The sequence below is a fragment of the Planktothrix sp. PCC 11201 genome (assembly GCF_900009135.1).
GTDB lineage: Bacteria > Cyanobacteriota > Cyanobacteriia > Cyanobacteriales > Microcoleaceae > Planktothrix.
Genome location: NZ_LT797706.1, coordinates 203,445 through 226,626, shown reverse-complemented (window position 1 = coordinate 226,626; position 23,182 = coordinate 203,445). Strand labels below are relative to the sequence as shown.

Annotated in this window: 22 protein-coding genes and 1 rRNA gene; 12 read left to right on the top strand and 11 right to left on the bottom strand. The window is 41.1% G+C overall.

Annotation, left to right across the window (positions count from 1 at the left end; translation table 11 throughout):
• Nucleotides 1–61: 61 nt before the first annotated feature.
• Nucleotides 62–532 carry a tetratricopeptide repeat protein gene (locus PL11201_RS18200; protein ID WP_079680300.1) on the bottom strand — a complete coding sequence of 157 codons (471 nt, stop codon included), beginning with the start codon at nt 530–532 and terminating at the stop codon, nt 62–64.
• 293 nt (nt 533–825) lie between these two features.
• On the opposite strand from PL11201_RS18200, the gene PL11201_RS27370 reads away from it, so the two are divergent.
• The gene (locus PL11201_RS27370; protein WP_255377596.1) at nt 826–957 is read left to right on the top strand and encodes a hypothetical protein; all 132 of its coding nucleotides are present in this window, start codon (nt 826–828) and stop codon (nt 955–957) included.
• Complete coding sequence (locus PL11201_RS18195) at nt 947–1,300, top strand: ISAzo13-like element transposase-related protein (RefSeq protein ID WP_339394369.1); 354 nt, start codon at nt 947–949, stop codon at nt 1,298–1,300. The genes PL11201_RS27370 and PL11201_RS18195 overlap by 11 nt, the downstream gene beginning before the upstream one ends.
• Before the next feature lie 64 nt (nt 1,301–1,364).
• On the opposite strand, the gene rrf is transcribed toward PL11201_RS18195, so the two are convergent.
• Nucleotides 1,365–1,481: ribosomal RNA gene (rrf, locus tag PL11201_RS18190) — 5S ribosomal RNA — on the bottom strand.
• A gap of 236 nt (nt 1,482–1,717) precedes the next feature.
• On the opposite strand from rrf, the gene PL11201_RS18185 reads away from it, so the two are divergent.
• A complete protein-coding gene (locus PL11201_RS18185; RefSeq protein ID WP_079680299.1) occupies nt 1,718–4,885 on the top strand; it encodes a valine--tRNA ligase in 3,168 nt (1,055 codons plus the stop codon).
• 123 nt (nt 4,886–5,008) lie between these two features.
• Here the strand turns inward: PL11201_RS18185 and PL11201_RS18180 are convergent, their stop codons facing one another.
• Together PL11201_RS18180 and PL11201_RS18175 are read right to left on the bottom strand one after the other, a co-directional pair.
• The gene (locus PL11201_RS18180; RefSeq protein ID WP_079680298.1) at nt 5,009–6,403 is read right to left on the bottom strand and encodes a cobyrinate a,c-diamide synthase; all 1,395 of its coding nucleotides are present in this window, start codon (nt 6,401–6,403) and stop codon (nt 5,009–5,011) included.
• Between the two features lie 95 nt (nt 6,404–6,498).
• Nucleotides 6,499–7,281 (bottom strand): TIGR00297 family protein, encoded by a 783-nt coding sequence (locus PL11201_RS18175; RefSeq protein ID WP_079680297.1) that lies wholly within the window; start codon nt 7,279–7,281, stop codon nt 6,499–6,501.
• Nucleotides 7,282–7,299: 18 nt separating this feature from the next.
• Here PL11201_RS18175 and PL11201_RS18170 point away from each other — a divergent pair, with 18 nt between their 5' ends.
• Nucleotides 7,300–7,728 (top strand): VOC family protein, encoded by a 429-nt coding sequence (locus PL11201_RS18170; RefSeq protein WP_079680296.1) that lies wholly within the window; start codon nt 7,300–7,302, stop codon nt 7,726–7,728.
• On the opposite strand, the gene PL11201_RS18165 is transcribed toward PL11201_RS18170, so the two are convergent.
• Nucleotides 7,725–8,360, bottom strand: a complete 636-nt coding sequence (locus tag PL11201_RS18165; protein WP_079680295.1) for an esterase/lipase family protein — start codon at nt 8,358–8,360, stop codon at nt 7,725–7,727. The genes PL11201_RS18170 and PL11201_RS18165 overlap by 4 nt on opposite strands.
• A 299-nt stretch (nt 8,361–8,659) precedes the next feature.
• On the opposite strand from PL11201_RS18165, the gene PL11201_RS18160 reads away from it, so the two are divergent.
• Entirely contained in the window at nt 8,660–9,007 is a 348-nt protein-coding gene (locus PL11201_RS18160) for a hypothetical protein (protein ID WP_079680294.1), read from the top strand.
• A 407-nt stretch (nt 9,008–9,414) separates the two neighbouring features.
• The gene (hetR, locus tag PL11201_RS18155; RefSeq protein ID WP_079680293.1) at nt 9,415–10,317 is read left to right on the top strand and encodes a heterocyst differentiation master regulator HetR; all 903 of its coding nucleotides are present in this window, start codon (nt 9,415–9,417) and stop codon (nt 10,315–10,317) included.
• A gap of 67 nt (nt 10,318–10,384) precedes the next feature.
• Here hetR and PL11201_RS18150 read toward each other — a convergent pair whose 3' ends face one another.
• From PL11201_RS18150 to PL11201_RS18135, 4 genes are all read right to left on the bottom strand, one after another.
• Nucleotides 10,385–11,668, bottom strand: a complete 1,284-nt coding sequence (locus PL11201_RS18150; RefSeq protein WP_200816812.1) for an O-antigen ligase family protein — start codon at nt 11,666–11,668, stop codon at nt 10,385–10,387.
• Entirely contained in the window at nt 11,665–13,347 is a 1,683-nt protein-coding gene (locus PL11201_RS26180) for a hypothetical protein (protein WP_144017812.1), read from the bottom strand. The genes PL11201_RS18150 and PL11201_RS26180 overlap by 4 nt, the downstream gene beginning before the upstream one ends.
• A gap of 89 nt (nt 13,348–13,436) precedes the next feature.
• Nucleotides 13,437–14,141 (bottom strand): hypothetical protein, encoded by a 705-nt coding sequence (locus tag PL11201_RS18140; RefSeq protein ID WP_079680292.1) that lies wholly within the window; start codon nt 14,139–14,141, stop codon nt 13,437–13,439.
• 530 nt (nt 14,142–14,671) lie between these two features.
• A complete protein-coding gene (locus PL11201_RS18135; protein ID WP_079680291.1) occupies nt 14,672–15,433 on the bottom strand; it encodes a peptidylprolyl isomerase in 762 nt (253 codons plus the stop codon).
• Between the two features lie 299 nt (nt 15,434–15,732).
• On the opposite strand from PL11201_RS18135, the gene PL11201_RS18130 reads away from it, so the two are divergent.
• The 6 genes from PL11201_RS18130 to PL11201_RS18105 all read left to right on the top strand — a co-directional run bounded on the left by PL11201_RS18130 (nt 15,733) and on the right by PL11201_RS18105 (nt 21,835).
• On the top strand, nt 15,733–15,987 hold the full coding sequence (locus PL11201_RS18130) for a DUF7219 family protein (protein ID WP_079680290.1): 255 nt from the start codon (nt 15,733–15,735) through the stop codon (nt 15,985–15,987).
• Nucleotides 15,988–16,137: 150 nt separating this feature from the next.
• Complete coding sequence (locus tag PL11201_RS18125) at nt 16,138–17,334, top strand: caspase family protein (protein WP_079680336.1); 1,197 nt, start codon at nt 16,138–16,140, stop codon at nt 17,332–17,334.
• Between the two features lie 86 nt (nt 17,335–17,420).
• Nucleotides 17,421–17,642 (top strand): hypothetical protein, encoded by a 222-nt coding sequence (locus PL11201_RS18120; RefSeq protein ID WP_079680289.1) that lies wholly within the window; start codon nt 17,421–17,423, stop codon nt 17,640–17,642.
• 17 nt (nt 17,643–17,659) lie between these two features.
• Nucleotides 17,660–18,034 (top strand): type II toxin-antitoxin system death-on-curing family toxin, encoded by a 375-nt coding sequence (locus PL11201_RS18115; protein WP_079680288.1) that lies wholly within the window; start codon nt 17,660–17,662, stop codon nt 18,032–18,034.
• A gap of 27 nt (nt 18,035–18,061) precedes the next feature.
• Nucleotides 18,062–20,956, top strand: coding sequence for a CHAT domain-containing protein (locus tag PL11201_RS18110; protein ID WP_079680335.1), 2,895 nt, complete (start codon nt 18,062–18,064; stop codon nt 20,954–20,956).
• 192 nt (nt 20,957–21,148) lie between these two features.
• Nucleotides 21,149–21,835 (top strand): Uma2 family endonuclease, encoded by a 687-nt coding sequence (locus tag PL11201_RS18105; RefSeq protein WP_200816811.1) that lies wholly within the window; start codon nt 21,149–21,151, stop codon nt 21,833–21,835.
• Nucleotides 21,836–21,882: 47 nt separating this feature from the next.
• Here the strand turns inward: PL11201_RS18105 and PL11201_RS18100 are convergent, their stop codons facing one another.
• Nucleotides 21,883–22,449 (bottom strand): Uma2 family endonuclease, encoded by a 567-nt coding sequence (locus PL11201_RS18100; protein ID WP_079680287.1) that lies wholly within the window; start codon nt 22,447–22,449, stop codon nt 21,883–21,885.
• Nucleotides 22,450–22,507: 58 nt separating this feature from the next.
• Nucleotides 22,508–23,086, bottom strand: a complete 579-nt coding sequence (locus PL11201_RS18095) for a Uma2 family endonuclease (RefSeq protein ID WP_079680286.1) — start codon at nt 23,084–23,086, stop codon at nt 22,508–22,510.
• Between the last annotated feature and the right edge of the window lie 96 nt (nt 23,087–23,182).

Sequence of the window (23,182 nt, the reverse complement as noted above, 5' to 3'; positions counted from 1 at the left end):
GACTTGAGGGTTGTTGCTGAATAACCATAACTATTACTTGAGACAATTACGAAGGATTAAATTAAGGCACTTGTGATAACTCCGCAGCCTGTCGATATGCTCCAACGGCTGCTTCTAGTTCCCCCTGCTGCCAGAGGACATCACCCAATTTATGATGCACTTCCCATAACTCAGGCGACCTCTCCAGCACTTGCTGATAACAAGCGATCGCCTTTCGGCACTGCCCTTGATGCGACCAGATATCCCCCAATGCTTCTTGAACTGAAGTCAATTTCGGGTTTAACTGAACTGCCGTTTGGTAATATTCAATGGCAGTGTCCCATTGCTCCTGTTCTGCATAGATATCCCCTAAAATCCCGTAGATATCCGGATCTTCTGGCTGAAGTTTTCGCAGTTGTTCATAAACAGCCAAGGCGGGGGCAATTTCTCCTTGATGGTATAAAGCCCGGGCCATCAATCCATAGGCTTCTACCTGTTCTGGCTCCTGCTCAATCAGTTGACGACAAATCTGAATACAACAGGACTTACGCAATTACGCTATATATAGCGCATAGAAAATCGGGCGATTTTCGGCGTTTTAGCTCAGAGAATCGCCACACAACCTGATTAAATTAGTCTCAATTCATCAATTTTAAAGCTCAATAAATTTGAGCTTCAAAGACGGATATTTAAGTTCTTGACTGAGGTATTTAGGAATGGGAAAGTAATAACTTGATGAATTATTAGATATAATGAAGTATAGCCACTGATGGTAGATTTTACAAAAATCGAGAGAACCTGGCAACAGATTTTTCGATTGAATTACACAGCTTGACCCGAAAACCCATGTTTTATTCTAGTTTAATTCAAGAAGAAATGAAGAAGTTTTATAACTCTTTATCAGAAAAAGATAAAAGAAGATATGCAGCAATAGAGGCTCAAAAATTGGGCTGGGGAGGAATTAGTTATATCATCTAATCCTATTATTAGTTTTGATACTAAAAAGAAGGAAGTTCTAGGAAATTTATATCGTCCAGGTACTCTGTATACAACCGAGCCTGTTACTACTTTAGATCATGATTTTTGGAGCTTAGGTCATGGAAAAGTTATTCCCCATGGCATTTACGATACTCAAAAAAACCGAGGATATGTAACATTAGGCAATAGTAAAGATACCAGTGAATTTGCTTGTGAAGCTCTTAAACATTGGTGGAATTATTATGATTATGGAAAAGCCCTCTATCCTGATGCTAATTCAATTTTAGCTAAGTGTGATGGGGGTGGCAGTAATAATGCTAATCATTACCAAGTACAAAAATAATAAAAACCCATTCATACAAAAACCCCCTTCTGATTTATCACTAGAAGGGGGTTTTTGATTATTAACCTGGCACCGAGCTATTTTCCCAGGAGGCTACCCTCCAAGTATCTTCGCCGTGTCAGCGTTTCACTTCCGAGTTCGAGATGGATCGGAGTGGTTCCACTGAGCCATAGGCACCAGGAAAGCTCTACAAACTTTTACCTGGGTTTGAGGTTTGCAGTCGTTTGTGTTCCGCTTGCCTCTCACAATTTACTAATGTACTCGCTTTTTCTGGGAATGTCAACCCCTTTTTCAAAAAAAAATTAAGATCGCTCAAACCTATACTGTTCAGCATTTCTAGGATCAAAGAGCAGCCCTCAACCCCAAATATGGCAGAATAGAAAAGATTGTCTAAAATTGCCCAACTTGTCGAAACCCATGACTGCAACGACCCCAACCCAAGCCACAAAATACGAACCCTTTAGTACCGAAGCCAAATGGCAAGAGTATTGGGAAGCCCATCAGGTGTTTAAAGCTGACCCGAACCAACCCGGGGAACCCTATTGTATTATGATTCCCCCGCCCAACGTTACGGGAAATCTCCATATCGGTCATGCCTTTAATAACTCCCTGATTGATGCCCTGATTCGATATCACCGGATGAAGGGTCATAACGCTTTGTATTTGCCAGGGATGGATCACGCCAGTATTGCAGTCCAAACAATTTTAGAACGACAACTTAAAGCTGAAGGAAAAACCCGCGACGATTTAGGGCGAGAAAAATTTTTACAACGAGCTTGGGAATGGAAACAAGAATCCGGCGGAACTATTGTTAATCAGTTGCGACGGTTGGGGGTTTCTTGTGACTGGACGCGGGAACGATTTACCCTGGATGAAGGGTTATCAAAAGCAGTATTAGAAGCTTTTATTAGACTATATGAAGATGGGTTAATTTATCGGGGTAAATATTTAGTTAATTGGTGTCCAGCGAGTCAATCGGCGGTATCGGATTTAGAAGTTGAAAATAAGGAAGTTGATGGGAATTTATGGCATTTTCGCTATCCTTTAACCGATGGTACGGGTTATGTGGAAGTGGCAACCACCCGACCGGAAACGATGTTAGGGGATACGGCGGTGGCAGTCAATCCCAAGGATATTCGCTATAAAGATTTAATTGGAAAAACGGTGATTTTACCGATTATTAAACGGGAAATTCCGATTATTGGGGATGATTTTGTTGATCCGAATTTTGGCACGGGTTGTGTTAAGGTAACTCCGGCCCATGACCCGAATGATTTTCAAATGGGTCAACGGCATCAACTGCCGATGATTAATATTATGAATCAGGATGGTTCTCTGAATGAAAATGCCGGGCCCTTCGCCGGACAGGATCGATTTGTAGCGCGAAAAAATCTGATTCAATTCCTGAAAGATAAGGGATTTTTAGTTAAAATTGAAGACTATAAACATACGGTTCCCTATAGCGATCGCGGTAAAGTTCCGGTAGAACCGCTATTATCAACCCAATGGTTTGTTAAAATTCGTCCTCTGGCAGATAAGGCATTAAATTGTTTAGATAATCAGGATGCTCCTGTCTTTGTTCCTGACCGTTGGACAAAGGTTTATCGAGATTGGTTAGTGAAATTAGATGATTGGTGTATTTCTCGACAATTGTGGTGGGGACATCAAATTCCGGCTTGGTATGCGGTTAGTGAAACGGGCGGTAAAATTACCGATAACACGCCATTTGTTGTCGGCAGAAATGAAGCGGAAGCCAGGGAAAAAGCGATCGCCAAATTCGGAGAAACTGTAATTTTAGAACAAGATCCTGATGTTTTGGATACTTGGTTTTCTTCCGGTTTATGGCCGTTTTCCACCTTGGGATGGCCGGAAGAAACTTTGGATTTAAGTAAATATTATCCCACCAGTACCCTGTCAACGGGGTTTGATATTATCTTTTTCTGGGTTGCCCGGATGACGATGATGGGGGCATATTTTACCGATAAAATGCCTTTCAAAACCGTTTATATTCATGGGTTAATTCGGGATGAAAACGGCAAGAAAATGTCAAAATCCGCCGGAAACGGTATTGATCCGTTATTATTGATTGATAAATACGGAACCGATGCGGTGCGGTTTACCTTAATGAAAGAAGTCATCGGGGCAGGGCAGGATATTCGCTTAGAATATAATCGAGAAACCGACGAATCTGCATCTGTTGAAGCGTCTCGAAATTTTGCCAATAAACTCTGGAATGCTTCTCGGTTTGTGATGATGAATTTAGACGGAAAATCTCCCAAACAGTTAGGAGAACCCAATATTAATCAATTAGAACTGAGTGATAAATGGATTTTATCTCGCTTTAACCAAACCGTCAAACAAACCCGTGAGGATATGGATAATTACGGTATTGGTGAAGCGGCTAAAGGCATTTATGAGTTTATTTGGGGAGATTTTTGTGATTGGTATATTGAATTAGCTAAACCCCGTTTACAAGGAGAAAATAACGCCTCTCGTCAGGTTTCCCAACAAACTTTAGCTTATGTTTTAGAAGGGATTTTAAAACTTCTCCATCCGTTTATGCCCCATATTACCGAAGAAATATGGCATAGTTTAACCCAAACGGGAGAAGAATCTTGTTTAGCGTTGCAACCCTATCCGGTGGTAGTAGAAGATCATGTATTAGACCTAGAAGTGCAACGGTTAGGAAAGTTTGTGAATGATCCTGATTCAATTTTAGGTCAATCCATTACAATTTTGTTTGAATTACCGGAGGTTTTAGGAGGTTTCTTTAAACAATATCAAAAACCGCTAATTCTGACGGGTCTATTCTTTGTTGCCTTTTTAACAATTAAATGTTTTGTTGCCGCGTTAAATGCGATTAATGAGTTACCCTTATTATCTACAATTTTTGAATTAATTGGGATGGGATATTCCGGTTGGTTTGTGTATCGCTATTTGCTGAAAGCATCTCAACGGGAGGAACTTGGGAAGATTTTACAGGAGTTGAAAACAGAATTTATCGGAAGTCAAAAAGCAGATAAAAACATTGAAACTCCTAACATTTATTCCCCGATTAGTCAAGAGCAATCCAGTGAAATTATCAGCATTATTGATCCGAAACTAGAGGCGGATTTTGAGTTAATTATTGGGGCCATTCGTACCGTCCGAAATTTACGCGCGGAAGCGGATATTAAACCTAAAGTTAAGGTTAATGCGATTCTGCAAAGTGAAAGCATTAAAGAACAGCAAATCTTGAAACGAGGACAAACCTATATTCAAGAGTTAGGGAAAGTTGAAGAATTAACCATTACCGAACAGTTAACCGGAAATGAAGGTCAAACTATTGCCGGAGTGGTGGGAACTGTACAGGTATTAATGCCCTTAGCGGGGGTAGTTGATTTAGCTGCATTTCAAACGAAATTGCAGAAAAAATTAGCAAAAGTAGAAAAAGAAATTCAAGGGTTTCAACGGAATTTGAATAACCCAAATTTTGTTAACCGTGCGGAACCAGAAGTTGTAGAAAATACCCGCAATAGTTTAGCAGAAGCGGAAAAACAAGCAGAAATTCTCCAAGAAAGGTTAAGTCAATTGGGTAATGGGTAATTACGAATTACGAATTACGAATTTAAGAAGATTACGCAGATTAACCCTGCCCTCGACTTGATTGGGGGACAGATTAAAATCCGTGAAATCCGCGAAATCCTCTTAAATCCGTGATCCTCCCTCCTATAATTCTATACAAGACTTTAAAAACCGCGTAGGAATATCAACCCTATTTCCCCAATGGAGATGTAAATAAGACCCATGAACATTAGAAAAATTTCCCCAACCTTCTAATACGGGGGCGTTGGTTTGTGAGGACATAAAACGCTGCATTTCATACACAGGATCAGACGAATTTTCTATTAGTTCAGACCGATGGAATTCATGTCCGGTGATGATTTCTCCCTCTAATAATAAGGGCGTATTTTTTAAGACTTTTGCTTGATAATATCCTAATTTTAAGCGTTTTCCCATAACCGCAGTGGTCGGTAATATTCCCAGCATTGACCAAGCATTATTTTCAAAATCAATAATCTTTTCACACAAATACATTAACCCCCCACATTCTGCATAGGTCGGCATCCCTGATAAAATAGCGGTTTTAACTGCATTTAAAATTAACTGATTTTGACTTAATTCTTGAGCAAATACCTCGGGAAACCCCCCGCCAAAATATAATCCTTTAATATCGGTCGGGAGTTGATCATCTTTTAAAGGACTCCATTCGATTAATTCCGCACCCAACTGTTGTAAAATCTCTAAATTATCAGCATAATAAAAATTAAATGCCGCATCTTTGGCGATCGCAATTCTAATTGGTTGATAGCTATGTTCAACCCATAGGGTAGGGATGGAATTTTCTTGCTTAACTGGATGACTAGGATCAGAAATTAGAGTATTTTTTAATAAGGGTAATAATTGTTCCCAGTCAAACCAAGTTTGGGCTAATTCAGCTAACTCTTGAATGAATAAATCCATCTGAGGCAGTTCATTCGTGGGAATTAACCCCAAATGGCGATCGGGAATCACAATATTTTCTTGTCTTTTAATCGTTCCTATAATCGGAATATTCAGAGGTTCTAAGAAAGCTTTTAACAGTTCTAAATGGCGATCGCTTCCCACTTTATTTAAAACCAAACCCGCTAATTTTATATTAGGATTAAAGTTTTTAAACCCCATTGCGATCGCGGCAATAGAACCGGATAATCGACTACAATCTAAGACTAAAATCACAGGTAAATCAAGAATTAAGGCAATCTGAGCCGTTGAAGCAATTGGAACCTTTTCCCCATTAGGAATCCCATCAAACAGACCCATAACTCCTTCAATTAAACCATAATCGCAGGTCTGAATATGTTGATCATAACAGGCTTTAATATAGGATTCTGAAGTTAAAATCGAATCTAAATTATAACAAGGTTTACCCGTAACATAGTGATGAAACATGGGATCAATATAATCGGGGCCAACCTTAAAAGATTGGATATTATAATTGTGTTTCTTTAAATAGGATAAAATCGCTAGTGTAATTGTTGTTTTCCCAACTCCACTACGTTCTCCAGCAACAATAAGCGTCATAATCTAACAATTTGAGTCAATAAGGTCTGAGAAATGGGTTTTTTAGCGAGTCTGATTTTTACCCTTGATCCTGTGAAGTTCACCCCTAAAGCTGATTATAAAAATTGCCAAAAATAAGCAAAAAATATCGCAGTGATCGCCCCAATTAAAGTATTAATAAAATTCACAATTTCATTGGTTAGCCATGTCCATTTAGTTTGTAAGGTTGCCCCAATTACACTTTCCAAATTAGTGGCAATAAACGCCGCCATCACACTCCAAATTATCCCCCAAATATCAATTAAACCGATACTCCAAGCTAACACAGAAACGACAATAGAAGCCACCACCCCAGCTAAAGTTCCCTCCAAACTTACAGCCCCTTCCGTACCTTTAGGCACGGGTTTTAAGGTAGTAATTAAAAATGTCTGTTTCCCGTAGGCTTTGCCAATTTCACTGCCACAGGTGTCGGATAATTTTGTACTAAAACTAGCAACGTATCCTAATAATAATAGTGGAATCCAAGATTGTATTCCAACTGCATCAGGAAACAATAATTGTAGGGAAAATACCCCTAACCCACATAACATCCCCGTTAACGCCGAACCCCAGACATTTTCTGGCCCCCGGGCTCCCCCGCGTTTTTCCGCAATTCCCGCGGCTTCCTTTTGGGTTTTGCCAATCCGGGTTACACCCGAACCCACTAAAAAATAGAACACCACAATCAAATAACCCCGCCAACCCAAACATCCCCAAATCAGGACTCCCAATATCCAAGCATGAATCCATCCGGCGGGGGTTAATAACTTTTTGGCGACAATCACCCCTAAACTAATTAAAACTGTATTTAAAGCGATCGCAAATAACCAAGGATTAAGCGACACTAATTCATAAATCATAAATTCGATCTCAAAACCATGAATAAAACATTATTCCATCTTGCCTTTCCCGTGAACAATATCGAACAAACTAAAGCCTTTTATGGGGAGGGGTTAGGCTGCGAAATCGGTCGAGAAACCCGTAATTCCATGATTATGAACCTTTACGGCCATCAAATTGTCGCCCATCTGAGTCAAGAACCCCCCACACCCCAAAATGGGATTTATCCCCGACACTTTGGGTTAATCTTTACTTGCGAGACGGACTGGGAAACCCTCTTAGACCGTGCCCAAAAAAAACACCTAAAATTTTACCAAGAACCCAAACGCCGTTTTCCGAGTTTACCCACAGAACATCGCACTTTTTTCCTAGAAGATCCCTTTTATAATCTATTGGAATTCAAATATTACTGTCATCCCGAAGCCGTATTTGGCTGTAACGAATACGCCCAGGTTGGAGACCTTTAAAGGGTAGCGGGTGACACCGAAGGGGTTAAGGTTTTTAGGGGTGAATTTAAGGCTTTCTCAACTAATGCTAAACTCTTGGGATCAGTCACCATCCAAGCATGAAGAAAAACATTAACCGTGAATTCTTGACCAATGGGCATTTGAGAACTTTGGGCCGGGACAATCATCCCATCTAAAGGTGTCCAAATTGAGGTAAAATTGATCGAGTCTAGGATTTCTAAATCCCGATTTAAGTCTTCTAAAAACGGACTATTGGAACGCATTTGAGATGCAGCTAGGGTGGGGTAAAGATATCCCGTTAAGGTTCCGTGATGGGGGGAGGAGATCGTGATCAGACGTTGAACTCGTTCAATGCCTCCCAAGCGTTGGAGATAATAACGACTGACAATTCCTCCCATACTAAACCCGATTAAATCAATCGGTTGTTCGGGGAGGAAGGTTCGAGTCACATACTCTGCAACTTGCTTGGCCAAGGTTTCTAACCCAAATCGACCGTCATTGGGAACCAAATTCAGACTATGAATTTCCCATCCCCGTTTAGTTAGATGGGTTGTCATGGTCTTAAAAATTGCTTTGGTATCAAATATACCGTGAATCAATAAAACCGGATTGCGAGGAGTGCTGTTATCCATGGGATTTAAAATTGGATGAATATTGGTTCCAACTTAGACTATCACGGGAGATTCTGGATGCAATTGGAGGACAGTCATCCAACTGGTTATTGATTAACGGCTCACTCCTATTCTGAGAAATCTGTAAATAAATGCAAACAGATGAGAAATTTTTTACCTCAACCTGGGGAAATCGGTGGTTTTATTTCAACAAAATGTAACAATATGTAAATTTTTGTAGACAAATCTTTCATTTTTCCCTAGTCTGAATTCAGGGCTAAGGCTTTAAATTTCCTAAAAATACCCACGGAGTAAGCATAATGTTAAATAAAATTTTGGGTTCCAAGAAAAAAGATGACTATTATTTAGAGTTTGGCGATGCTCAAGATAAAAAAGCACCCCCAGCCGAGTCTAAACCAGCACCCCAAGCCAAAGCAGCATCAGCAAAACCAGCCGCATCTCAACCAAAAACCACGACCGTTGCTCCTCCTCCCCCTCAACCATCCCCAGTTAAGGAACCCGCCCCCCTTAACCCCCAGGTAAAAACACCTGCCGGGGTGAACTTTTCTACGGAATATTTAATGCCCCAAGCCTCCACCCCCCGTCGTCGGCCAGGGCCGAGTCTGGCGATGTTCACAGATATAGCAAATCAGATCAATCGCTCCTAATCTAGCAAGTTTTACACCATTAACCTCTCTAGCTATCTACATCAGGCTAGGGAGGTTAATGGTTGTTTGGGCTTTTGGGTTTTTTTGATTTTTGATGGGTTGACCCCAATTGATATAACCGCTAATATCGGGTTTAATAAGCTGTTGCGAACAATATTTAAGATAGAATAGATTTGTGTGATCAATCAATTAATATTGGAACCCTGAGTGCCAAGGGTGCTAAATAATCTACTTAATTTTGATAGGCTAATCAACAATGCAAAAGTGCCTACCGACTCATGAGCGGTGCAGTCGTTGGTTTGTTGCTGTGATCAACTTGAGCATTTTGTAGGCGACTGAAACCCCTTCAGTCTCTTTTCCGCTCAGGAATAAAGCCACGCTCATTTCTAAATTTCTATGAGGTTTCTATGACAAAAGACACCGATCTGATCAAAAGTCTTAGCCCCAGTGCCATGGATCAGATTCTGTTATATCTAGCTTTTAGTGCCATGCGAACCAGTGGACATCGACATGGGGCGTTCCTTGATGCGGCTGCCACGGCGGCAAAATGCGCCATTTATATGACCTATATGGAACAGGGAAAAAACCTGAGAATGACAGGACACCTGCACCATATTGAACCCAAGCGAGTCAAGGTGATTGTTGAGGAAGTTCAACAAGCATTAACCGAAGGCAAACTCTTAAAAATGTTGGGGTCTCAAGAACCTCGATATTTGATTCAGTTTCCCTATGTTTGGTTAGAACATTATCCTTGGCAACCGGGACGTTCTCGGATTTCAGGTAGTAGTTTAACTCAAGAAGAAAAGCGGGTAATTGAAAGTAAACTGCCTCAAGGTTTACCCGATGCTCAATTAATTAATTCCTTTCAATTTATGGAATTAATTGATTTTTTACATACCCGTTCTCAGGAAGATTTAGAGCCCAATCGGAGAATGCCTTTAAGTGAAGCCTTAGCCGAACATATTAAACGCCGTTTAACCTATTCTGAAACCGTAATCAAAATCGAATCCCCTTGGGGAATGCCGTTTTATGCCCTAAATCGAGCCACCTATTCCCCCGAAGATCAGGAGGAAAGAACTTTTATTATGGTGGAAGATACAGCCAGATATTTCAAATTAATGAAGGACTGGGCTGAACGTCAGCCTAGGGTAATGAGGGTTTTAGAAGAATTAGATATCCCCCGTGAACGAATTGATCGAGCCATTGAAGAATTAGATGAAATTATTCGGCAATGGGCAGATCGATATCATCAACAGGGAGGAGAAACCATGGTGGTGCAAATGGTATTTGGGCCGAAGGAAGAAGATTAAAAAGCAGGGAGAGCAGGGGTACGGCTGTTTTAAAGTCGGGTCAGAAAGAGTAAAGAAAAAGCGGTCGCTACTTGATAAAATCATTCATCGACCGCAATTTTTTATTGAAACTGAGCACCCACCAGAATATATGGGTAAATTGGGCACATTCAAACCAGGTTAGGGTAAAAATTAAATAACAGATTGCCATGGCTTCCATCCCACGGTAAGGTGACTGTATAACTTGCCATAAGCTAAAACCAAACAGTCCCAAATAGCACGCCATCCCCAAAATACCAACCGATAAACAGCTATCTAAAATTAAATTGTGAGCTTTATGGGTTGCGATCGCTTTTCTGTCAATTACGCCTTTTTTATTGATGTATTCAAAACTAAAATCACCCAGATGAACAATTTTCGGTTGCCACTTAGGATTGAAAATATAAGGATAAGCAATTCCAAAACCATTCATCCCCCATCCCAATAGAGGACGCTGAACAATTCCCGCTCCTGATAGTTGCCCTAAATAAATGCGACCTGATGTAACTTGTTTGATTAAAGGTAGATTCTCGATTTTACGGGTAGTTGTATTCATACCAATGACTAGCAAACCAACTAGGGCAGCCGGAATTAAGAATTGATAAGATTTGCGTCCGAGTTGGTAAATCACTGTTCCGATTAAAGCCAATAAAGCGGCTCGGTTTTGAGTACACAATAAAGCTAAAATAATTGGGATGAGAAAAATTACTAATCTACGATGACTGAGCCATCTTTTCTGCCAACAGGTGACTGCTAATACCGCCACTGCTGCTAACACAAACGCAGCGTGTCCGCGATGGGAGTACAAACCAATCGGTTGATGGGTTTGGAAAATTGTACTAGCTAAAATATGGTCTTGTAAAAGTTGACCTGATGTGGCTGTATAGTCGATTTTCCAATTAATAACTTGAGGAAAAATACTAAGAGCCAGAATAACTCCACCAATGATTAAACCGTTAATTTGGAAATGCAGGATTGAGGGGTGATGTCTTAACACCAGGGTATTGCTGAGGGTAAACACTGCAATCAGCAACCAATACAGCCATCCATCACCCATCTCATTTTGACCGAATAGGGAACGAAGCGGAAAAGGACTAAACAGAGTTGAAAGTAACCCGATACCTAGAAAGATTTCCCAGAGCAATTTGCTAATTTTCCAGTTTTTGGGAATTGTTAAATCAAATCTTTCTGTCCAGAGAATTGAAAGATTTAATAGCGTTATCAGTAGAACCGCAAAAACTTTAGGATAAGTCCAGATTTCGCCTCGATTATCACCCCAAGGATTAATCAGAATCAGACTCAGAGCTAACAACAAAGTATAGAGATATTTCATGGCTCTTTATCCTTCTGAATTTTTCGCCATTGAAAGATCCCCCATCCCCCCAATATGAATAAACCGACAATTGCTGTAGGTTCGGGTATCTCTCTCGGTGATGGTGTTTCTTCAATGGCACGCATTTGGAAGCTGCCGACTTGCTGATTGAATGCCAATTGAATGGGAAAAGCAGTTTCTTTTGTATTACCAATTAAGGTATCGATATCGGTAATTCTAAAATTAGAAACTCCTGCACCGAATAGAGAGACAAAATTGAGGCGATCTCCGGGGCTAAATTCTCCCAAAATAGTGTCTGCGACCGAGACAGTGAAGCGGTTGTCTTGACCCACGGGGAAGTCGAGAATTTCGGTAAATAAGGTATTTTCTAAGGCTTGAAATTCAAAACCGTAGGTGGTGTGGGGGTCATACCAGCGACAACCGGGTACGTTGTTGAAGATTTGCCAACCCCCAGAACTACTACTGGTGGGTAGGATGGGATTTTGTTGGGTTCCACCTGGCCGGGGTCTTTGAAAGACGACTCCCCCACCTCCACTGCTTCCGACGATGATGTCTGGTGGGGCAGATTCAGGATGGTAGACTGTGGTATAAAGTTCGTAGTCGCCGCTGTCTTCTCCTCGACCCCCTGGATTTGCTGCACGGACACTTAGATTAATAGTACCGTCATCGGCTACGATACCTGCGAGTGCAGAAGCGAAGCCGTCTCCGACTAAACTGCTGTCGTCGTCATCCCAAGAGCTATTGTTGTTATATGTAGTTAAGTAGGTGTTGGGATTGCATTGATTTGAGGGCAGGTCATTTTTAGTCCAGGCATAAAAGTAGTTTCCTGGAGTTAAGCCGTTGATTTGATGTTGGTTTTCGTTGGAGCCGGCGGTGAGAGTGCTGGAAAATGTTTGGGTGGGTTGAGGAGGCCCAGGAGTGAATATATTTTCCCAACCCCAAGAAATTCCATTGTGAATAACTACTGTCTTCGGTGCGATTTCCTGAACTAAGTAAAGTTCGGCGTACCAATTATGGTCTTCTGTAATATCAGGACGAGTTGAAAAGTCCTCAAACCGAAATGAATCAGCTAAACCAGAGACTGTATCGTAGTAAGGAGTAAAAATTTGGTTAGGCATTGTAATTGATCCTGGCTTTTTCTGCTCTTCTACTACGTCAATTTTGTCCTCTGAAGTCCCATGTCCCTGATCTATCGGCCCTTGGATCGGGGTTGTGACCCCATGATTGCTAACTACTCGCTGAATCCAATGGACGTTATTACCTATTGGATCTTGACCAATAACAGGATTGTAAAGAATTTGTATGTTAGCCCCTACGCTGTAGTTAGGGATACGCTGGGCATAAGGTTTATAAACTTTAATATCAAAATACCCTTGTAAATTTTGTTGTGCTTTATTAAATGTCCAGCCTTCTTGCGCCCAAACAGATGATGTCAGTAGGTTAAAGAAAGCATTCGTTCCACCTAGTGGGAGTTGCGATACTGGCTTGATAGTTGTAGTTACTGTACCCAAATTTGGATCGCTGTACGACGCTGGGTTACAGTACAAGGAACTCAGAGTACAAGGAGAACTGGGTTGTTGCGAGGGGAGTGTAAAAGAGAAAGCCCAGCCCGACCGACCTGTTAAGGCGACCAGTAAGGGAGTTGTCAATAAAACAAGAAAATATCGTCTTAGTTGCACTTTTTGTAACTCCTTTATGTAGTAACTGTTAAAAAGACATTGGCATTTGCATAAAATTTAGCCATACGGCAACTGGGATGCAATTGTGTTTAAGGCTGGACTAGACGAACCTCCACAAATGGAGTCGTTGCTTGACCTGTCCAGAGTCCCTGTAATACCTGGGGATCTCTGGTTTTTGGGTCTTGAATTGAGTCATAGCAGGGAGCCACCGAGCTTGAGTTGCCATACAAGAACCGAACCTGATAAATACCAGGCTTTAGATTATCAAAATTCCATCCGCCACCTAATCCATCCGAGCCTCCAAGATGAAGCAAGTTATCCCGCCAGTAGAGATTGGCATCCAGAAAAAAAGTCACGCTCTTTCCTGCCTGGACTAACGGACAAGCAAGTTGCTCCATCCTCAACCCCATAAGCCTATCTCTAATTCCTTTGCCCTTCAGTGGCAATCCATCTGCTCCGACTATTTCTAAGCCAAGAACGATTTGAGGATCGAAGCGGGTGAGGTGAATAGGTGTTGGCTTTTGGTTGGTAATACGAAGGCCAATTTTTACAGGAATTGCGGAACTGGAGTGTTTTTCTGGGATACTCCACACCCGTTCGGGTACGATAATCTCAAACCGGATACCATCAACTTCAACTGCATTACGGTCAGCTGATTCCAGAGATATCAAGCTAGCTATCCTCCCTATTCCACTATCTTCAGTCGCACTCAACCCTGGAAGCATCAGAAAATGCGTTATTTGCCCTACTAAAACTAAAGCCAAAGCCCAACAGAAAATCAAAAAGTTACGCATGAGAATTCCTCTGAAATAGCGACTCCTCGGGTCAGTCCTAGATTTAACACAACATGAGAGTGCAACATCAAGCTGCTCCGGTGCAAGGCGTACAATCGCTTATACCCTAAAGCTGGTTTTGCGATTCAGAAGACGACATCAGCACTTATTACCCTTGAATCAGGAGCAATCCAACCGCTGACCTAGGGAATGATTCGGTAATCTTTTTATTAGACAAAATATTAACTTTGAATACGCCCCTTAATCAATTAGAAAAAATACTGAATTTTGCTCAATTAATCTGTCAAATTTTTACCCGTAAATTCAGTAATATTACTGAACTTAACAGATATGTAGAAAACTTCAAGGGATGGAATATTATCTCCAGGGGGGCAGAATTGCAAAAACACAGGAGTTAGAATTAATTCTAACTCCTGTGTTTTTATCGCAGAAGCAAGGTTAGGACAAACACTAATGTTCAAACCTAGAGAGTAAATTATTGTCGTTTTTGTTACCCGTTAAACCGTTTTCTGTGCCCTACTATTAGAGAATTAATCTTGAATATTCAGGGAGATTTTAGCGGATTGTAGTTGTTGATTTAACCACTGTTCGAATAATTCGTTTTGCAACCGTTGTCTAACTTGAGGGTTGTCTAAGGAGGCTTCTAAAAACTCGTCCACTCGGAAAATACACCAGCCTCCCTCCACTTCCATCGGGCCAACTATTTGTCCGGGTGGGGTTTGTTGTAATATGACCTTGAGGGGATCGGGAATAGTTGACCAACCCACGGCTCCCATCATCCCATTAAAAGAGCGTTCATTGGTAATGGAATACTCTCGGGCTAATTCTTCAAATCGGCTTTCCTGTTCTTTTAAACGAGAGACTAATGTTTCTGCAAGTTCATAGTCATTCAAGGAAATTCGGGATAACACCACTGCATCTAAAGTAGGTTTCCGTTGCTGAAAATATTCCTCAAGTTGAGGTTGTACAATCGAGAGTTTGAGTTTTTCCCGTTTAAACCCAGAAACAATTTGTTGGTGAAAGGCTTCGTAGGTCATGCGGTTACTTTCTAACCACTGTTGAAAGGCTTGGGGGTCACTGAGATTCCGTTCTAATCTGAAATTCACTACCGATTGTTCAATACTAGCAGCAGGTATATCCAAATCCGTTCGGGATTGCAATTCCCGATCTAGGATATATTCTCGCAAAATATCGGTTACCATGGGCTGTAGTTTCCCAGCCGTTTGCAGGTATTTTAGGGCTTGACCTAAGAGAATGGGTTCGTCGTTAACGGTTAAAAATGGATTGGCCACTGAAATTCACATCCTCAACACGATTGTATTCACAAACATTGTAAGGGTTTAGGCTCTCGCTGCTATCAGATTTACCCAGAGCCCCTACTACTCCCAGTCTTAATATTCAGCCACGGCTTAGTCAATAGTTGTTAAAGGCACAATTAATCAAGCAGATAGGCTATGCTAAGTACAATGAGGATTAAACTCAATAGAATATCAATAGCCCTTAACTGCTTTTGGTAAATCCCAGTGGTGGCTAATTGTCCATTTTCCGTCCTATTCGGAACCCCACAGTCCTAATTGTTTGGGAGATAGCTATGTCAGAACGCGATGATTTTCTCTACCCTCGCAGTCGCTACCAGGGAGAGTTTACCCCAGAAAAACTCATTTTCAATTCCAACTTGCAGGAATTTGCCCAGCGAGTTAACTATATTTGTGGATTGGAGACGAATGGGAAAGTAAGTTCAGAGGAAGCTTATCAACAAATCAAACAACTTTGGAAAAAATTACGTTCATCCAAAAAAAGTCTAGGAATTAGTAAACCCCCTGATGAGACGACCGATCATGGTTAATTGGCAATACTATCTGGGTGTTCTGCAAAAGTCAATTCAGAAATAGCTAATTTAGATGCTGGCACAGGTTATTAAAATACCGTTTGCGATCGCTTTTTGATTCAGAACAGCGATCACATTTAAAAAATGCTTTTCTTAATAAGTTTTAAAATGACCCTTATTAATCGTCGTCATTTCCTCAAATTTGCAAGTTCAGCACTAGCAACTCTGGGAATTAATCAATTCCTATTCCAACAAAAAGCTGAACAAGCTGGCAAAGTCCTCGCCCAAAGTACCCCCCGCAAACTAGCTTTATTAGTAGGGATTAATCAATATCCTTTCAACCCCCTAGAAGGATGTGTCAACGATATAGATTTACAACGCTATTTGTTAATTCATCGCTTCGGATTTAATCCTAAAGATATTTATATTTTACCCCAAACCGAAGCCACCCGGACAGGAATTTTAACCGCCTTTGAAGAACATTTAATCAAACAAGCTAAACCCGGAGATATTGTGGTTTATCACTATTCGGGGCATGGTTCTCGGATTTTTGATCCCGATCCAATTATAACCCGATTAGGAGATAGACAAGGATTAAATGGAACCTTTGTTCCTATTAATAGTAACTTACCTGCCGGATATCCTGAAGTTGGGGGAGTTGTCCAAGATATTATGGGGCATACCTTATTTTTATTAATGTCAGCCCTGAAAACCGACAATGTGACGGTGGTTTTAGATAGTTGTTTTTCCGGTGGGGCTACCCGAGAAGTCCGGGTGCGTTCCAGGGAAGGAGGTAAAAATATTTTAGTTTCTTCTGATGAAAAAAACTATCAGCAACAGTGGTTATCTCGATTAAATTTATCTCCCGAACAATTTGTTAAAAGCTATCAGACCGGGGTAGCTAAAGGGGTCGTATTAGCAGCAACTTCCCCAAACCAACTGTCGCGGGAAGAAAATATTAATGGTTTTCAATCTGGTCTATTTAGTTATTTACTAACTTATTATCTCTGGCAGGAAGACAACAATATTGAACGAGTATTTCAAAAAATTCTCCCAGAAATTCCTGAAAGATACAACCAAGTTCCCCGTTATGAAGTTAAAGTGGGGAGTGGGTATCAACAACAACTGCCCTATTTTATTAATTCTCCCAAATCTCCTGCCCAAGCAGTTGTAACGGCAGTCAGTGGTGACACAGCCCAATTATGGTTAGGGGGAATTGATTTAAGAAAGGTGACAACAGGAACAATATTTACTGCTATTAATGGTACAGGAAAAGTGAAAATCATTTCCCGTGATGGGTTAGTAGGACAGGTAAAGATTGAGCAACCCGTAACCGTAGGAACGCTTTTACATTTGATAAGTTAAGAGGAATATTAATAGGTTAGAAAAAACCGAATCAAGCCGTGATCAAATGTCTTTTGTTATAATTTAAAATATAATGGGCAATAACTATGACTCAAGAAATGCGTCAAGAAATCATTACCTTAGCCAGAGAATTACCTGATGAACTGTTAGCAGAAGCCCTGGTTTTTTTGCGTTCTCTCGCCGAAAAAGCACAGAATAATCCCTCCGATAATTCCTCAACTATTGATCAATCTGAATTTGACAAAACAATGGCAGCTTATCAAGTGATTAGCGAAAAATATAAAAATGCGTTAAGGGAATTAGCCTAGTGAATTAACCCTTATGGATTTTTGAAGAAATTGTTCGAGTTATCCATCAGGATCAAATTCAGCAGCATGGTGGTAGTTTAGGACTCAGGGACGAAAATCTCCTTTCTGCAAGTTTAGCCAGACCCAGACATTTATTTGCTTACGGTCAACCTGATTTATTTGACCTGGCAGCCGCTTATGGTTATGGTTTGGCTAAAAACCATCCGTTTATTGATGGTAATAAACGCACAGCTTTCATGGCGATGTATGTTTTTCTTGGGTTAAATGGCTATTTACTAGAAGTTCCAGAAATCGAGGTTGTGCAAATCATGGAAGGGTTAGCAAATGACCAAGAAACTCAAGAATCTTTAGCCCAATGGTTAAGGAAAAATTATGTATTAGAATTGATGTAAATTCAAATTAGGGGAATGGGTAAAAAAATGGAAATAAAAACAAGTCAGAACAAATTAGTTTTTGCTTTCCTCAAAGGCATTTCCGTATCAGGAATTATCAGTGTCGCGTTGCTATCGGAGTCAGGGATGGCAACACCCAAACCCTTAGAAACAGGGTTTCTTCTCACTATATCTAATCACCAACCCACTGAACTCAAGAAACCCGGTTTCTTACCCCAAACCCTCATCGCCCAAAATAGCAGCAACCCCGAAGCGGATAGACTTTATCAAGAGGGAATAGAACTATTTCAGCAAGGAACAGCAGAATCTCTGCAACAGGCAATTCCTAAATTTGAACAAGCTGCCATACTCTACCGTCAAGCAGGTGACAAACGTTCACAAGCCGTATCTCTTGTTTACGTCGGCTATATCTACAAATCCCTGGGAGAAAAGCAGCAAGCCCTAGACTACTTCAACCAAGCCTTACCCCTAGAACGGGCAGTGGGGGATAGAGAGGGGGAAGCTGCTACTCTCAACAATATTGGCGTTGTGTACTCCTCCCTGGGAGAAAAGCAGCAAGCCCTAGACTACTACAACCAAGCCTTACCCCTATCACGGGCTGTGGGGGATAGAAGGGTGGAAGCTGCTACTCTCACTGGTATTGGCGCTGTGTACGACGACCTGGGAGAAAAGCAGCAAGCCCTAGACTACTACAACCAAGCCTTACCCATAAGACGGGCAGTGGGGGATAGAGGGGGGGAAGCCACTGCTCTCAACAATATTGGTAAGGTCTACGGCGACCTAGGAGAAAAGCAGCAAGCCCTAGACTACTACAACCAAGCCTTACCCCTATCACGGGCAGTGGGGGATAGAGGGGGGGAAGCCACTACCCTCAGCAATATTGGCAATGTGTACTACTCCCTGGGAGAAAAGCAGCAAGCCCTAGATTACTTCAACCAAGCTTTACCCATAAGACGGGCAGTGGGGGATAGAGAGGGGGAAGGCACTACTCTCAACAATATTGGTGGTGTGTACTCCTCCCTGGGAGAAAAGCAGCAAGCCCTGGACTACTACAACCAAGCCTTACCCCTATCACGGGCAGTGGGGGATAGAGAGGGGGAAGCCACTACTCTCAACAATATTGGCTGGGTGTACTCCTCCCTGGGAGAAAAGCAGAAAGCCCTGGACTACTACAACCAAGCCTTAGCCCTATCACGGACAGTGGGGGATAGAGGGGGGGAAGCCGTGACTCTCTATAATTTTGCCTACCTCAAACGTAGTCAAAACAACCTCACCGCAGCCCTGACTGACATAGAAGCCGCCATTACCATTATTGAAGACCTCCGCACCAAAATCGGTTCTCAACAACTGCGTCAATCCTACTTTGCCACCGTTCAAGATTATTACCAGTTTTACATCGACCTATTAATGCAACTGCATCAACAAAACCCCTCCCAAGGCTATGATGCCAAAGCCCTCACTGCCAGCGAACGGACTCGCGCCCGAAGTCTTGTAGAACTCCTCACCGAAGCCGGTGCCAATATCCGCCAAGGTGCTGACACCAAACTATTAGAACAAGAACGCAATTTACAACAGCAACTCAACGCCGTAGAACGTCGCAGACAGGAACTCTTAAGCGCTGAATACACCCAACAACAACTCGATGAAATTAAACAACAATCTCAATCTTTACTCAATCAACTCGACGAATTAGAAGCTAAAATTCGCCTTACCAGTCCCCGTTATGCTAACCTCAAATATCCCCAGCCTCTCACCCTACAACAAATCCAAGAAAAAGTCCTTGATGATGATACCCTACTATTAGAATATTCCTTGGGAGAAGACCGCAGTTATCTCTGGGCTGTGACTAAAAATAGTATTACCAGCTATGTTTTACCTAAACAAAGTGAAATTGAAGAAATTGCCAAACCTTGGCGAGAGATTAATGAATCTACTTCCGTAGAAAGCGGACTCCCCCTCAGTGAAATATTACTAAAACCCGTAGCTTCTCAACTGGGAAATAAACGTTTATTAATTGTTGGCGATGGGGTATTACAATATATTCCCTTTGCGGCCTTACCCATTCCATCTCAACCTAATACACCCCTTTTAGTAGAGCATGAAATTGTTACCTCTCCCTCAACTTCAACCATTGCTATTCAACGGGAACAACTACAAAATCGCCCAACGGTAGCCAAAACTGTCGCGGTATTAGCCGACCCCGTTTTCAGCCTTAATGACTCTCGCCTGACAAGTCGATCCCCCCAACCCCCCTTAGAAAGGGGGGCTATTGGAGAAACTGTAAACCAGTCAGCCCTCAAACGGGCTACCCGTAATTTAGGTATTGGGGAAGGGCCTAAAGCTTATGGCCGTCTGGAGTATACCCGCACCGAAGCTGAGAAAATTCTAGCATTAGTTCCTGAAAATCAAAGGTTACAAGCCCTAGACTTTCAAGCCTCCCTAGAAGAAGCCAAAAATCCCAATTTATCTGAATATCAAATAGTTCATTTTGCTACTCATGGTTTACTGGATTCTGTTAATCCTGAACTATCGGGAGTGGTGTTTTCCTTATTTAATCAACAAGGACAAGCTGAGGATGGGTTTTTACGTCTCCACGATATTTTTAACTTAAATTTACCTGCGGAATTAGTGGTATTAAGTGCTTGTCAAACGGGCTTAGGGAAAGAGACGAAAGGCGAAGGTTTAGTGGGGATGACAAGGGGATTTATGTATGCTGGTGCGCGGCGGGTTGTTGTTAGTTTGTGGAGTGTTAATGATGCGTCAACTTCTGAGTTAATGACTCGATTTTATCAGCCGATATTGAAGGGGGGTAAGAATCCCATTATCGCTTTAAGAGAGGCTCAGTTAGAAATGTGGAAATCGGGAAAATGGCAATCTCCCTATTATTGGGCGGCGTTTACAGTTCAGGGAGATTGGCGGTAAAGTAAGTTTTAATCAATAAGGAAGCGATCGCTTTTTGAATATTAGGAAAGGTGTGTAGGGGCGAGGCGCGCCTCGCCCCTACGATGATTTGGATTTCCAGCTATTTAGACAACTGATTTAGACTTGCTATATTAACCGCAGATTATATAAAATATGCTATACTTAACATCCGTATATAGCAAAAAAAAGCTGATGATAGCTGCTAATGCAATTTCGACCAACTTAACTATTCCGACCTTAGAAAACGGCGACAAATTAACCCGTGCTGAATTTGAGCGTCGTTATCAGGTATTGCCTAATCTCAAAAAAGCGGAATTAATTGAAGGAATAGTTTATATGGCATCTCCGGTTAGAGCAAAACGTCACGGTAAACCCCATGCTGGAATTATGGGTTGGCTAGTCACTTACGAAGCTGCTACGCTAGGAGTGGAGGTATTGGATAATACTACAGTGCGTCTTGACCTGGATAATGAACCTCAACCCGATGCACTGCTAAGAATTGAAACCGGAGGACAGTCGCGCATTAGTGAAGATGATTATATCGAAGGTGCACCAGAATTAATTGTAGAAATTGCAGCTTCTACCGCTTCCTACGATTTGCACCAAAAATTAAACGTTTATCGTCGTAATGGAGTACAAGAATATCTAGTTTGGCGAGTTTATGACCGTCAATTTGATTGGTTTAGATTAAATGAAGGAGAATATATTCAACTTGAGCCTAATACAGATGATATAATTTGTTCTCAAGTATTCCCGGGATTATGGTTAGATAAAGCTGCTTTATTAGCGGGTAATTTAGCTAAAGTATTGGCTGTTTTACAACAGGGTTTATTAACCGTAGAACATCAAGATTTTGTGAAAAAAATATCAATTTTATAATTATAGCAAACTCCGAAAAATCCAAGTCTCGTTTTTAATCAAAAATTTCAGACCTCAAAAACCTGTTTAGATATCAACTTTAATTCAGGAAAAAGTAAAGATTTAATTTCCTGTTCACCTGTAAATTCGGTAACTTCATAAAAACCAGCAACTAATAATAAAACCGAGATTTTTGCGGTTTCTGGGTCAATAATCCAATATTCAGGAATTTCTCTAACCGCATATTCAGAACGCTTATAACGGTAATCATCATCAGAATTACCCGGACTAACAATTTCTACCGCTAATAGGGGAGGTGCTTCTAAAACGGCGGCGGACATTTTTCGGAGTTCTTGACATTGACTTTCTGACAAAATGACTAAATCAGGAATCCTTGATTTCTTTTTGGCTGTTCTTACTCCTACTGTACCAGGCATTACTTTCCACTGCTGTTGAATTCGATCAATTTCCGCTTTTAAAATATCATAGATTAAAACCAAAATTAAAGCATGAAAACCACTAGCAATAGGCATAAGTTTTAATTCTCCATTAACTAATTCATATTTGTTATCCGTGCCATCGTCATAAGCTAAATATTCTTCAAAGGAATAGGTTTTAGTTAGTAATTGAACCATTTTTAATTTACTCCTATGGTTATTTTAAGGTGAATTTTGTAGTTAATAAGCAAAATAATTAAAAAAGAGGTAGGTTTAAAATAAATTCCGGCAAGATATTTTCTCCTGATAAAGTTGTGGGTAGTTTGACAATTTCAAGAGCTTGATTAGGACGATATATTTCTACTTGTTGTTCTTGGGGATTAATTAACCAACCTAAGCGCAAACCACTGTTCAAATATTCCTGCATTTTTGCTTGAAGTTGGGTTAGGGAGTCAGTGCGAGAACGTAATTCAATCACAAAATCAGGACATATTGGGGGAAATTTTTCTTGTTCTTCAGGTGTTAGTAATTCCCAACGTTCCTTAGCTACCCAAGCCACATCGGGAGAGCGATCGCCACCCTTGGGTAAGCGAAATATAGTAGAAGAACTAAAAACTTTTCCCAGTTGAGTTTGACGATTCCAAAACCAAAGTTCACCGTTTAAATCTGATTCTCGATTACCACTGACTCCACCAACGGGGGGCATAATTACTAATTCTCCTTTGACCGTTCGTTCGAGTTGCCAATTTTCATTATCTTGGCAAAGTTGATAAAATTGCTCGTCGCTTAAAGTGACGTTTTTAAAACTTAAAATGATGGGTTCTGAAGTAATCATTTTTCCATCCTAATACTGAGGATATACAACAGTAGTTGTTTATAGAGGATTAAGTCAAGTTTTCGCAATAATTTTTAACTAAAAATTACCCGGGAT